Genomic DNA, 13553 nt, shown 5'->3' on the forward strand with positions numbered 1-13553 from the left:
CACCGCCTGCCCGCGCCCCGGGGCGACCGTCGCACGGGGTGAGCCACGCGAGCGCCACGTGGCGACCTGCGCCGGCGGCCGATACAGTTCCGCCGACCTCCAACGCCCAGCGATGATCCACCGCCGACCGGCGCCACTGCACTTCCGCCTCGCCGCACTGCTGCTCGCGGGGCTGCTCCCGAGCGCCGCCTCCGCCCAGTCCGCAGCCGACACGACCGCCCGGCCCCCGGCCGACGCCCCCTACCGCGACGCCCGCCGCTCCCCCGCCGCACGGGCGCACGACCTCCTCGGGCGCATGACCGCCGAGGAGAAGTTCTGGCAGCTCTTCATGGCGCCGGGCGACCGCGACGATCCCGCGCTGGACTACCGCCATGGTGCCTACGGCCTGCAGGTGAACCTGCCCGCCGGCATGCGCGCGGAGTCGCCCCGCAGCGACACCCTCGACGCTGCGCAGGTGGCACGCGCCCACACCCGGCGCATCAACGACCTGCAACGCTGGTTCGTCGACAGCACACGGCTTGGCATTCCACTGGTCCCCTTCGAGGAGACGCTGCACGGGCTCACCCGCGAGGGCACGACCACCTTCCCGCAGGCCATCGGGCTGGCCGCCACCTGGGACACAGCACTCGTGGGCCGCGTCGGCGCCGCCATCGCCACCGAGACCCGCTCCCGCGGCATTCGGCACGCCCTCTCCCCGGTCATCAACATCGCCAGCGACCCGCGCTGGGGCCGCGTGGAGGAGACATATGGTGAGGATCCGTGGCTCACTGCCGCCATCGCGCGCGCCTGGATCCGCCCCCTCGAAGCCGCCGGCATCGTCACGACCCCGAAGCACTTCATCGCGAACGTCGGTGACGGCGGCCGCGACAGCTACCCCATCGACCTCAGCCCACGCCTCCTCGCCGAGCGCCATTTCCCGCCATTCATCTCGGCCATCCACGACGCCGGCGCACGATCGGTGATGAGCGCATACAACTCGGTGGACGGCTCGCCAGCCTCGCAGAACCGGGCGCTGCTCACCGACCGGCTGCGCCGCGACTGGGGATTCACCGGTGTCGTCATCTCCGATGCCTCGGCGGTCGGTGGATCGACCGTGCTGCACAACACCGACTCCACCACCGGCATCGCCTTCAGGCGCGCGATCGAGGCAGGCCTCGACGTGGTGTTCGAGTCGGGCTACCGGCAGCATCGGTCGTATCTCGACGGCTTCCGCAGCGCAGGCATCGAGCCGGCGGCGATCGACACGGCCGTCGCCCGTGTGCTCCGCCTGAAGTTCGCACTCGGCCTCTTCGAGCAATGGGAGTCGGATCCCGCAGCGGCCGCCGCCGTGGCACGCACTGCGGCACACCGCGCCGTGGCCCGGGAGGCCGCCGCCGCGTCGATCGTGCTCCTCCGGAACGCGCGCCAGCGCCTGCCCCTCGACCGCGCCACCCGCCGCATCGCCGTGATCGGGCAGGACGCCACCGAGGGCCGCACCGGAGGCTACGCCCCGCCAGGCGCGCGCCTCACCACCATCCTCGACGGCATCCGCGCCGGTGCGCCGGCCGGCTCCATCGTGCGCAGCACACCGGGTGTGCCACGCCTCTGGTCACCCTGGGTCACCATCCCCGCGACGGCCTTCAGCACCACCACCGGCAGTGGGGTGCGCGCCGAGTACTGGGACAACATCACGCTCGCCGGTGCGCCGGTCGTTGCGCGTCTCGATCGCGACATCGCGTTCGCGTGGACACTCTATTCGCCGGCGCCGGCGCTCCCGTTCGACTGGTATTCCGCACGGTGGACCACCACCGTCACCGCCCCGGCATCCGGCGTGCGCACCCTCGCCGTCGAGGGCAACGATGGCTATCGCCTGCACGTCGATGGACGCCTGGTGATCGACAACTGGCAGAAGGCGTCGTTCGGCCTGCGACAGGTGCGGGTGGACTTCGCACCACACTCGCGCCACGAGATCCGCCTCGAGTATCACGAGACCACCGGGAGCGCCCGACTCCGGCTGGCCTGGGATGCCGGTGTCACGGATCCCACCCCCGCCGCGATTGCCGACGCCGTGCGCCTCGCCCGCTCGAGCGACGTCGCCCTCATCGTGGCCGGCATCGAGGAGGGCGAGTTCCGCGATCGCGCGATGCTCGGCCTGCCTGGCCGGCAGGATGCGCTCATCCGCGCAGTGGCGGCCACCGGCACGCCGGTCGTGGTGATCCTCGTGGGGGGCAGCGCCATCACCATGCCATGGCGTGCGCAGGTCGACGCGGTGATCGACGCCTGGTACCCCGGGCAGGAAGGCGGTCACGCCGTGGCGGACGTGCTCTTCGGCCGCGTGAACCCGTCCGGCCGGTTGCCACTCACGTTCCCCATGCACGAGGGGCAGGTCCCACTGTATTACGCGCACAAGCCGACCGGCCGTGGCGACGACTATCTCGACCTGACCGGCCTGCCGCTCTTCCCCTTCGGACATGGGCTGAGCTACAGCACCTTCACCTACGACGACCTCGCGACCGACGTGCAGCCGCCGGCCGACAGCACCGCGCTTCGCGTCTCGGCCACCATCCGGAACACCGGCACGCGCGCCGGCGCCGAGGTCGTGCAGCTCTATCTCACCGATGTGCTGGCGTCGGTGGTGCGGCCGGTCACCGAACTGGCAGGCTTTGCGCGCGTCCCCCTCGCCCCGGGCGAATCCAGGCGCGTCTCGTTCGCGGTCTCGCGCCACCAGCTCAGCCTGCTCGACGCCGACATGCAGCGTGTGGTGGAGCCGGGGCGGCTGCGCGTGATGCTCGGTGCGTCGTCGCGCGACATCCGGCTCCGCCGCGAAGTCGCGATCCGCTGACCCGGCCAGCCCGCCTGCCGGTGTTCAGCCGGAAGGGCGGGCCCACAACTCGGCCGAGATCCAGCGCGAGAGCGCGTACGTCACCAGGAGCTCGTACGACTGCTGCAGCGGCGCGACGCCGGCGGTGAGCACGCCCACGGCGCCACCCCCGTGCTTCGTTCCTGACGTCTGCGCCACCTGGTCCATCGCGTCGCCGAGCTCCAGCCCCTGGTCCAGCAGGGCGCTGACCACCGGCGGGAGCAGGATCGCCAGCGAGCCGCCCCGGGCCATCGTGCCCGTGCGGTCCACCACCACGGCCCAGGCGCAGACCCGGTGGGTGCCCTCGGGAGACTCATCCCGCACCACGCCACCCTCGATCCCGACGCCGAGGTCGGCCCCGGGATCGACGGCCAGCGCTGCGACCGCCCGGTTGCGGGCGCCCGCCAGCGTCTCGTCGTCGCCGACCGGCTGGGGCGGCACGCCGGAGGGGAGGTCGAAGCCCGTGACGGCGGCTGGGCAGGCACACCGCGCCAGTGCCGCACGGACCGCAGCGACCTTGACCGGATTCCGGGACCCGACCGCCACGCGTCGGACGCCGGGCAGCAGCGCTCTGGTGCTCATGGCCGAAAAGTATCGGAATGCGCCGGTCCGTTGCTTGCGGAGCCCCGTTCCGGGGGTAACGTCGATTGTATCCCCTCAGCGCAGGTCCTCGTGTCCGCACTCGTCGTCGCCCCATCGGATCGCCGCACCTTCGTGTTCGTCGGCGACCGACTCTGGCTGGATTTCGTCAACACGGATGACATCGAACTCGGCGTGCGCCGCGACGCACTCCGTGACTTCGGCACGATGCTGGAATGGCTCGCCGCGGTCGGCGTGATCGACCAGGACCGTCGGCTGGCGATCATGCGACGCGCGGAACAGCAACCGGCCGGTGCCACCGCGGCCCTGCTCGACGCGCGTCGGGTGCGCAGCGCCCTGCGGGCACTCGCGGAGCATGGCGCCGTCTCCGGCGACGCCCGGACCGAGGCCGTGGCGGAGATCAACCGCGTCCTCGGGCGCAGTGCCGGCACGCGCCGCCTGGAGCTGAGCAGCGACGGCGTCTACACGCGGAACTTCGTGGCCGGCGGCGACGCCTTCGCGGCGCTGATGATGCCCATCGTGGACGATGGCGCCGACTCGCTCATCGCCGGCGAGCTGGGACGCGTGCGCTGCTGCAGCGACCCGCGGTGCCGTCGCGTCTTCCTCGACAGCACCAAGAACGGCCGCCGCCGCTGGTGTGACATGGCCACCTGCGGCAACCGCGCCAAGGCGGCCCGCCATCGGGCACGCGAGCCGATGCGCAGCGCGCCGACCATCACGTCTTTCCGGCCGATCACGGCGTCCTGACCGGCTTCTACGCGGGTCGGAATCGCGAACAGGGTTCACGCGGAAGACGCGGAAAACGCGGAAAAGTTCTGCCTGTCGGCGCGTGTCTGCGTCGCTCGAGACGAAGAAATGCTGTAGGAACTCCGCGAGCGTGAGCGCAGTTCCTACAGCATTTCTTCGTCTCGAGCTACGGCGGCGATGGAAGCGGTGTAGTGCATTTCCGCGACTTCCGCGTTTTCCGCGTGAACCTTCTTGACGATCCCGACCCGCGTAGGAGCCCCGAGACGATCAGGCGGCTTCGGGCACCGACTTGATGTACCCCATATCCATCGCATAGCCGACCAGCTTCTTCTGCAGCAGGCGGCGCCCGCGGAACAGGCGGCTCTTCACCGTGCCCTCCGGCACGCCGAGGATGTGCGCGATCTCGGCATAGCGCAGCTCGTGGATGTCACTCAGCACCACCGCCGCACGATATTCGTCCGGCAGCGCATCGATGGCCGAGGTGATCTCGGCGTCGAGGAACGTCTCGTAGAAGCGCGCCTCCGGATTCGCCTCACCGACGGGCTCGAACGCGCCCCACCCGTCCGTCTCGTCGGTCGCCTGCACCTCGCGGGCGTCGATACGGCGCTTCCGGCTCACGAAGACGTGGTACAGGATCGTGAACAACCACGCCCGGATGTTGGTGCCGAGGCGGTACTGCTCCCAGCGTTCCAGCGCCCTGAGGATCGTGTCCGACACCAGGTCCTCCGCGTCGTCGCGGGAGCGCGACAGCTTCAGCGCGAAGCTGTACATCGCATCGAGGTGCACCATCGCCTCGGCCTCGAAGCGCGCGCGCCCATGGAGCACCAGCTCCGGCGTTCCTGCAAGTTCCGAATGCTGCGTGGCAGCCATGATGTGCTCCAGAGTGGGTCGCGTCGTCGTCCGTCCGAATCCGGCCTGCGAGGGCTCCGTCGGCCCCTGTGCGAAGTCAGGCATTCGCCATCCTCTCGACCGTGGATGCAGGCGCCGGCACCGGCTCGCGCAGGTGCGTCGCGATGAACCGCTTGAGGTCGACCGCGATGCCGTCGAGCACCTCGATGTCCCGCTTCACCCGCGACATCATCAGCCCGCCTTCCAGCGCCGCGATGATGAACCGCGACAGCCGCACCGCGTCCACGTCGTCCTGCAACTGCGGCCGTGCCTCCCACAGCAGCGACTGGATCTGCGCTGCCCACCGCGCGAACACCTTCGCGATCCGCAGGCGGAACCCCTCGTGGGCGTCCGCCATCTCCGCCGCCAGCGTCCCGAACGGCGACCCGCCGTGGCACCCCCGCTCCGCGTGCGCCGCCACCAGGGAGTCGATGAAGAGGTGCAGCCGCTCCAACGGGTCGATCATCGGCTCCCGCAGGATCGCCAGGCCACGCTCGGCAAACCGCTCGAACTGCCGGTCCAGCACCTCGTAACCGAGCTCTTCCTTGCTACGGAAGTAGTGGTAGAAATGACTCTTCCCGCTCAACCGCGATTCCCGGATCACATCGTCGATCGAAGTCGCCGAGTACCCCTGCCGCCCGATCAGGACCGCGGCGGCATCGAGGATCTGGGAGCGGCGAGGATTCATGGCCAGAATACTAGGACCGGTCAGTCCGATTTACAACCCCCGCATGCGAAATCGCGCAAGTCATTTCAATTGAATGACTTGCGCGACAATAAATCAGAGAAGTGCCATCACGAACGCCCGAACTTCCTTTCAGGACTAGACCGATCAGTCCTACCGTTCAGTCGTTTGCGCCCCTTCGCGCCCCTTTCCGAGGTTGCGTTCAGGTCGTTGCGGTTGCTGCTCGGGCGGCCGGCTCAGCGCCCCTTGCGCCCCCGACGCTTCGGCGGGATCACCGCCCGCCGCTCCTTCCCGCGCTGGTATTCCTCGCGCGCCCGATCACGGCCTCCCTTCCGGTGCCCGTACTGGTCACCCAGCGTCGCCAGCTCGTCGGGCATCCAGGGCGCATCCAACGCCTCCCGCAGCTCCACCAGCGTGCGGCCGCGGGCCGAGCCGCGCTGGCCGCGCGGCACGATGAACCGGTACGGCCGGTCGAACGGCGGCAGTTCCTCCGTCACCAGTGTGCGCGCCAGCTTCTCCGGCAGCCGCAGCCGCGCGACACCCAGGTACGTGCCGTCATCGTGCTCCTCCACGTCGTACTCGATCACCACCTGGCGATCGCGCACGGTGAGCTGGTGCGGCAGGTCGTCGTAGCGCGCGCGCTCCTCGGGCGTGATCCAGTCGTCCCACGACATCCGGAGCGGCAGGTGCCGCAGGTCCTGCACCGACTCCACGTCACCCAGCCGGGCGCGGTACCACGACGCCAGGTCAGCCTGCGACACACGCGCCGTCGTCGCCGCGCTGCGGCGCCAGACCTCCCGCGCCTCGGCGATCATCGGGCGGTTGCGCTCGACGGCGGGATGCCGCATCCGCTCCGTCGCGAACGCCTCGGCCAGGACGTCGCGCGCCGCGTCGGCCACCTCCGGCGTGAACTCGTCGATCACCGCCGTCTCGCGCTCCAGCTCGAACCCGGCGTACGTCACCCGGCGCGTGCGCACGAGCTGGCCCTGCTTGCGGTGCGGGTCGTAGGCCAGCGTCGACTCGCCGTATTCGGCGAACCGCCGGATGAGCGCCGGTGCAAGTTGCGTCCCCTCGATCGACGCGCGCGGGATCCCCATGCGATCGGCGAAGAAGCGCAGCGTGCCGGTCACGGCGCCCCAGCTGCCGCAGACACTCGTCTTGCCCACCCGCGCACTCTCACCCCACGCGGTCTGCTCGTCGATCACCAGGTCGAATGGCATCACCTGCGCCAGCAGCTCGCTGAAGCGTGCCCGCGTTGCCTCCGTGGCCTTCGGCAGCTCCGTCGGCAGGGGCGCATTCAGCGAGCGGTACACGCTGGCCATCGCCAGCGCCGCATCCTCCAGCGACTTCACCAGCACGCCCTTCACTTCGGCCCACTCCGCGATCTCCTCGTGGAAGAGCTGGCGCGGGAGCCCGTACACGTTCCCCACGTAGCCGTACTTCGTGAACGCCTCGCGGTACACGTTGTAGGCCGTGAGGTGATCACTCCCCGGGATGAGCAGCCCATCCAGGTTCCGGTCCTCGCGCGTCATGCGGTGCAGGCTCTCCACCCCACTCATCACCGCCACATACGGCACCAGGTCGTCGTCGCTGTTGACGAGCAGCTCGGCCCACGGCCGTTCCACCGGCATCTTCTCCACCGCGCGGCCGTAGTCCGTCAGCCGCCCGTTGGCGACGATGTTGCGCGTCTCGAGCAGGCGCAGCGCCCGCTGGTAGGCGATCCGGTCCAGCGGCACCGGCAGCTCGAGGTCGTCGGCGCGGACGCCGAGGGCCGCGCAGGTGATGGCGACGCGCTCGCTGTCGCCCGCGAGCTGGAACTCCGGCAGCTCGGGCTTGAGCGTCTCGAAGGGGATGCGCCGGTCGGAGAGGATGAACACCCGGCCGCCCGCCACGCGCCCGTGCACGCGCCCCGCCATCTGCAGCAGCTCGTTCGCGCCAAGGTGCACGCGCGTGAGCACGTTGCGCCCCTTGTCCACCATGTTGGTGAACCGCGTGTCGTCGATGATCACCGTGTCCAGGCCCTGCACCGTGATCGCGCTCTGGCCCGCCGCCGTCATCGAGAGGAAGAAGGGCTTGTCCACGCCCCCTTCCTCGAGGTACGGCCGGATCACGCGGATCGGCTCGCCACCGTGGTAGTGCTGGGCGTGGATCTTCGGGAAGCTCTCCTGCACATGTCGCGCGGCATCCTCGGTGCCGGCGCGCGTCGGCATGAACATCGCCACCCCGCGCCGCTCGGCGATCACCCTCTTCAGGAACTTGTCGTCCAGGAAGTCGGCCGGGCTCCGCGTCAGCACCTCGACCTTCGCCTTCTTCGCCTCGTCGAAGCTGTAGACCTCCAGCACGTCGTGGCTGCCGAGGTACTTCGCGTAGAACGTCGGGTCGACGGTGGCCGACAGCCAGATGTAGCGGCAGCGGGCCCGCTTGCCGAGGGCCAGGCAGAGTTCGAGCTCGGCGGAGGTCTGGTGGATCTCGTCGACGACCAGCGTGTCGCGGTGGTCGATGTCACCGTCCTGGAACCAGCGCCGCGCGATGCCCGTGGTGACGATGATGACGTTCCAGCTCGGCGTGTCGGGCGTCGCCTCACGCTCGCGGTTGACGACCCCGACCCGCAGCGCCTCGCCAAGGATCGTCTCGGCGATGGGCCGGACGGCGAGGGTCTTGCCGGTGCCGGTGCCGGCCACGATGCCGAATCCCTGACCACTGGCCGCCAGTTCGCGCAGCCTGGCGCCGTGGTGCTGCTCCAGGTAGGTCGGGATGTTGAGCGTGAAGGCCAGCTCGATCGTCTCGCACGCCGCACGGGTGGGGGCGATGACGATGATGCGTCCGCGCTCGGGACGGGCGGCCTTGAAGGCGTCGGGGTCGGGCGGGAGGTACCGATCGCGGGTGTCTCGCATGGGTCGAATCTACGCTGCCGTCAGGAGGAGAACGCCTGACACGGCTGCCATGGAAATCCCGACTGGTGGGGTCCCCAAAGCACCGGCATGTTCGCGGAGAGGGTTACCCATGGGTGCGACGTCAGCGCCCAGTGCTCCATCCGTCGGCCCCGCCGACACGAGAGGCTTTTCCGATGCGGATCCTGCTGATTCATCCGAACTACCACTCTGGTGGTGCCGAGATCGCCGGCAACTGGCCGCCGGCGTGGGTGGCCTACCTGAGTGGCGCGCTGAAGGCGGCAGGGTACACCGACATCCGCTTCATCGACGCGATGACGGACAACATCGAGGATCCCGCGCTGGAGCAGATCCTGCGCGAGGAGCGGCCTGCCGCCGTGCTCGCCACCGCCATCACCCCGGCGATCTACAAGGCGCAGGAGACGCTCGAGATGGTGCGCCGGATCCACCCCGACTGCCTCACCGTCCTGGGCGGCGTGCACGGCACGTTCATGTACGGCCAGGTGCTGAGCGAGGCCCCCTGGATCGACGTGATCGTCCGCGGCGAGGGTGAGGAGATCGTCGTCAACCTGATGCGGGCGCTGGAAGAGGGCCGGCTGCCGGCCGAACGCAGCACGATCCAGGGCATCGCGTACCTCGAGGACGGCAAGCCGGTCGCCACCAAGCCGCACCCGCCGATCGCGGACCTGGACACGCTCAAGCCCGACTGGGGCATCCTGAACTGGGACCGCTACATCTACATCCCGCTCAACTGCCGCGTCGCCATCCCGAACTTCGCCCGCGGCTGCCCCTTCACCTGCTCGTTCTGCTCGCAGTGGAAGTTCTGGCGCCAGTACCGCACCCGCGACCCGAAGAAGTTCGTGGACGAGATCGAGGAGCTGGTGACGGTGCACAAGATCGGCTTCTTCATCCTTGCCGACGAGGAGCCGACGATCAACCGCAAGAAGTTCGTCGAGCTCTGCGAGGAGCTGGTCAAGCGCAACCTGCCCGTGCAGTGGGGCATCAACACGCGCGTCACCGACATCCTGCGCGACGAGGAGCTGCTGCCGCTCTACCGGAAGGCCGGCCTCGTGCACGTGTCGCTCGGCACCGAGGCGGCGGCGCAGCTCAAGCTCGACCGCTTCAACAAGGAGATCAAGGTCGAGCAGAGCAAGAAGGCCATCCAGCTGCTGCGGCAGAACGGCATCGTGACCGAGGCCCAGTTCATCGTCGGCCTCGAGAACGAGACCCCGGAGACGCTGGAAGAGACGTACAACATGGCGCAGGACTGGAAGCCGGACCTCGTCAACTGGAACTGCTACACGCCGTGGCCCTTCTCCGACCTGTTCCAGGAGCTGGGCGACAAGGTCGAGGTGCGCGACTACGCCAAGTACAACTTCGTGACGCCGATCATCCAGCCCGACACGATGACGCGCGACGAGGTGCTGAAGGGCGTGCTCCACAACTACCGCCGCTTCTACTTCAAGAAGGCCACCGGCGGCTACCTGTGGGACAAGGACCCGTACCGCCGGAAGTACCTGCGCGGCTGCCTGAAGGCGTACCTCAAGAGCGCCTTCGAGCGGAAGTTCTACGACCTGGGCCGCATCAACTACTGGGGCCAGAGCACGGTGGACTTCCAGTTCGACGAGTCGAAGACGACGTCCAAGCAGGAGCTGGTGCGCCTCAAGAGCAAGCGCGAGATCCAGCACGTGCACGGCGTGGCCAGCGGCGTGGCGAACTGCTCGCCGATGGTGCTGGTGGCCGGCCACGAGATCCCGGCCGACGAGTTCATCACGCCCAAGCGCTCGACGATGAAGACCACGGCCAACGAATCGGCGGCGGCGGTGCTGGAGGCGGTCGAGGTGATCGACGGCGTGGATCCGCACGCGCGCGACGACGAGGGAATCCGGGTCTGCTGACCGGACACGCGTCAGCATGACCAGCGAGGCGGCGGTGGAGCAGGCATCCACCGCCGCCTCGCTGCATCCGGCCGGAGTGCCGCAGCGGACGAGGGCCGCCACACCCCGCCGCAGCAGGCCGGCGCGGCCGTTCCCTACCGCCGCCCCGCCCGCCGGATCGCCTGTGCCTCCGCGCTCCGCGGCAACGAATCCGCCCAATACCCCGAATCATTCCGGCTCGGATCGGTGTCCAGCAGCGCGCGATACGTACGATCCGCCGCCCTGACTGCCGCGCGCCGCTGCGCCGCCGTCACCCCCGGCCGCGCGAGATACGAGACGAACGCCCGCAGCGCCAGCCAGCGCTCCGAGCCCTCCCGCAGCGACGCGAACATCCGCGCCCGCTCGTGCGACCGCGTCCACGGCAGGTCCCACACCGGCGGGTGCTCCTCGACGTATCGCGGATACAGCGTGTAGTCGCGGTTCATCATCCCGCGGTAGAAGTAGCGCGACTGCTCGTAGAACACCGTCCCGCCGCCGGCCGCCAGCGCCGTCGCATATCGCAGCAGGCCGGCGTCGCTTCCGGTGTCGCCCGCCAGGGTGCCGAGCCGCGTGTAGCGCGCGGCACGCGCCGCGTCGAACGCCTGCACCTGCGCGGCCGCCTCGGTCCAGCGTCCCGCATTCGCCGCCCGCACCGCCAGCACCAGTCGCGCCTCGCGCGACACGACGCGATCCGCCACGGCGCCAATCCGCGACACCGCACTGTCCGGTGCCAGCACCCGCACGATGTAGCGACGCGTCCACTGGTCCAGGCCCGGCGTGGTGGCCGCCGACGCCCAGTCGCCGCGGGTCATGTGGATGCGCGCCGCGAGGTATGCCGACTCGGGCGCGAGCAGCGAATCCTGCGCCACCGTCACCAGCGGGCCGCCCGCGAACCTCGCCGCCTCATCCAGCCGCCCGGCGCGCAGCATGCTCACCGCCCACATGTGCCGCCAGAAGGGTGACGCGGTCGCGCGCCACGACGGCATCGACTGCGGCAGCCGCAGCGGCGCCACCGAGTCGGTCGCCAGCATGGCCAGCAGCCGCTCCTCGAGGTTTTCCGACCACGGCGCACCGCGGTTCGCCACCGCCGCCTGCATCAGCGACTCCCACGCCGCGCGCCCCGGATGGAGGTTCCCCACCAGCGCGGCACGCACCTCGATCGGCACCCGCGCATCCGACAGCAACCGCGGCGGCGCCGGCATGAACGTGGTCAGCAGGTACCGCATCTCGGCCGCCGCCCGCACGGGATACTCGCCGTAGAGCGCGACCGCGGTGTCCCACGTGCTGTCCGCCTGCGACGCGAGAAAGAACAGCCGCATCCGGCTGAACTGCACCAGCCCCGCATACGGGTGCTGCGGATACCGCGCCAGCCAGGCCCGGTGTGCCGCATGCAGCGAATCCCAGCGCGCCGCCGGCACCGCCTTCGCAATCTCCTCGCGCGTGCCGTCCGGCAGGCCGTGCCGCACCGCCAGCCGCAGCGCCGCATACTCCAGCGTGGCGCGGCGCGGGGACTGCGGTGAACGCGCGAGGAGGGCGGGCATCGAGTCGATGGGCAGCGCCCGGATCGGCGCCGCCAGCCGCTCGAAGGCCGCGGTCCGCATGGCCTGTGGCGCGGCCAGCACGGCCGGTGCCAGTTCGATGGTCTCCACCGCTCGCCGCAGCAGCGAGTCGCGGCCGGCGTCGTCCGACACCGGCAACGCCATGACCTGCGCCACCACCAGCCCCGCCTCTCGCAGCGCGCGCTGGGCATCACCCTTTCCCCACGCCGCCACGATCGCGGCACCGGTCGGCTCGGGCACCCGCACTCGCACCGTCGTGTCCCAGGCGTACGGTTGCAGCGGCGCCCGCCCGATCAGCCCCGCGAAGCGCGCACTGTCAGCGCGCAGGAAGCCAGGCAGCAGACGCACCTCGTCGCGCGAGATGAAGTCGAGGTCCCGCAACGGCAGCATGCCGCGCTCGCCGAAGGTCGCCGCGCTCACCAGCGGCCCGTCCACGTCGAAGCTGTTCGACACGCCGCAGGGAAACGCCACCGTCGCCACGCACATCGTGCACGATGCCACCAGCACCGATCGCCTCGTCATCCGATCTCTCCCACGAACGTGATCCAGCGCTGTCCAGCCGGGAACACCCACACACCGCGATAGCCCTCCAGTGCGGCGAACTGCGGCACCGTCGCGAACCACGCGCGATGGTCCGTGAGTCCACGGCGCGTCCGGCGCTCGAAGGCGCCAAGCCCGAGGCGGAACGGCATCCGCGCACGCTGCGCGAGCGCCACCGCCTCATCCACCTGGCGTGCCGTGGCCGGCTCCCCGGTGTCGAACACCTGCAGGACGTGGCCCGCCACCACGTCGCGGAACAGGTCCCCGTACGTCGGCTCACGCAGGTGGGCGATCAGCGACGTGACCCACACGTCATCCGCGGCCAGGGCATGCGCATGCAGGTACGACACGCTGCGCGCCCATGCGGCCAGTGCGCGCTGCGGCACGTCGTGGTCCAGCTGCACCGCACGCACCGTGGCGCCGCCGGCACGCGCACGCAGCACCTGCACCGCACTGTCGAGTGCGAGGTCGAAGCGGTGCGCGCCGTCAGCCGGCGTGCGGCACTGGTCCAGCCCATCCTCGAACCGGATCACGACCGTCACGTCGGCCGTGTGCGTCGCCGTGGCCGCCAGGCCGGCGCGCGGCACGAGGCGCATCGTGCGTGCGTCGCAGCCCACCGAGCCGATGTAGATGCCTGCCTCGAGGCCGGGACGCACGCCGGCACTCTCGGCAAAGCGGTCCACGTCGCCTCGCGTCCAGATCCACTGGCCCAGCTGCGGCGCGGCGGCGGGCGCCCCCGGCGTGGCGCGGCAGCCGGCCAGTGCGGCCAGCACCGGCAGCGACGACATCAGGTGACGGAGCGGGGACCGGATCATGGCGCGGAGAGGTCTCGGGATGCCGGAGAACATATCGCGAGGCACGGGCACGACAGGCCACCTGATCAGGTGA

9 protein-coding genes are annotated in these 13553 nt (G+C 70.2%); 3 read left to right on the forward strand and 6 right to left on the reverse strand.

Annotation, left to right across the window (positions count from 1 at the left end; all coding sequences use genetic code 11):
- Positions 1-112 precede the first annotated feature (112 nt).
- Positions 113-2821, forward strand: coding sequence for a glycoside hydrolase family 3 C-terminal domain-containing protein (locus IT355_16570; protein ID MCC7054888.1), 2709 nt, complete (start codon positions 113-115; stop codon positions 2819-2821).
- Between the two features lie 24 nt (positions 2822-2845).
- Here the strand turns inward: IT355_16570 and IT355_16575 are convergent, their stop codons facing one another.
- Complete coding sequence (locus IT355_16575) at positions 2846-3421, reverse strand: DUF84 family protein (GenBank protein MCC7054889.1); 576 nt, start codon at positions 3419-3421, stop codon at positions 2846-2848.
- Positions 3422-3511: 90 nt separating this feature from the next.
- Between IT355_16575 and IT355_16580 the strand changes: the two genes are divergently transcribed.
- Complete coding sequence (locus tag IT355_16580) at positions 3512-4186, forward strand: CGNR zinc finger domain-containing protein (GenBank protein ID MCC7054890.1); 675 nt, start codon at positions 3512-3514, stop codon at positions 4184-4186.
- Between the two features lie 267 nt (positions 4187-4453).
- Here IT355_16580 and IT355_16585 read toward each other — a convergent pair whose 3' ends face one another.
- The 3 genes from IT355_16585 to IT355_16595 all read right to left on the reverse strand — a co-directional run bounded on the left by IT355_16585 (position 4454) and on the right by IT355_16595 (position 8653).
- A complete protein-coding gene (locus IT355_16585) occupies positions 4454-5056 on the reverse strand; it encodes a sigma-70 family RNA polymerase sigma factor (protein MCC7054891.1) in 603 nt (200 codons plus the stop codon).
- 76 nt (positions 5057-5132) lie between these two features.
- Positions 5133-5762 carry a TetR family transcriptional regulator gene (locus IT355_16590; GenBank protein MCC7054892.1) on the reverse strand — a complete coding sequence of 210 codons (630 nt, stop codon included), beginning with the start codon at positions 5760-5762 and terminating at the stop codon, positions 5133-5135.
- Between the two features lie 233 nt (positions 5763-5995).
- Entirely contained in the window at positions 5996-8653 is a 2658-nt protein-coding gene (locus IT355_16595; GenBank protein ID MCC7054893.1) for a DEAD/DEAH box helicase, read from the reverse strand.
- A gap of 173 nt (positions 8654-8826) precedes the next feature.
- On the opposite strand from IT355_16595, the gene bchE reads away from it, so the two are divergent.
- The gene (bchE, locus tag IT355_16600) at positions 8827-10548 is read left to right on the forward strand and encodes a magnesium-protoporphyrin IX monomethyl ester anaerobic oxidative cyclase (GenBank protein ID MCC7054894.1); all 1722 of its coding nucleotides are present in this window, start codon (positions 8827-8829) and stop codon (positions 10546-10548) included.
- Between the two features lie 134 nt (positions 10549-10682).
- On the opposite strand, the gene IT355_16605 is transcribed toward bchE, so the two are convergent.
- Positions 10683-12647: a hypothetical protein gene (locus tag IT355_16605; protein ID MCC7054895.1), complete on the reverse strand. Its 1965-nt coding sequence runs from the start codon at positions 12645-12647 to the stop codon at positions 10683-10685.
- Positions 12644-13480 (reverse strand): hypothetical protein, encoded by an 837-nt coding sequence (locus IT355_16610; protein MCC7054896.1) that lies wholly within the window; start codon positions 13478-13480, stop codon positions 12644-12646. Before IT355_16610 ends, IT355_16605 begins: the two co-directional genes overlap by 4 nt.
- Between the last annotated feature and the right edge of the window lie 73 nt (positions 13481-13553).

Source organism: Gemmatimonadaceae bacterium (assembly GCA_020851035.1).
In the GTDB taxonomy this organism is placed as follows: Bacteria; Gemmatimonadota; Gemmatimonadetes; order Gemmatimonadales; family Gemmatimonadaceae; genus JACMLX01.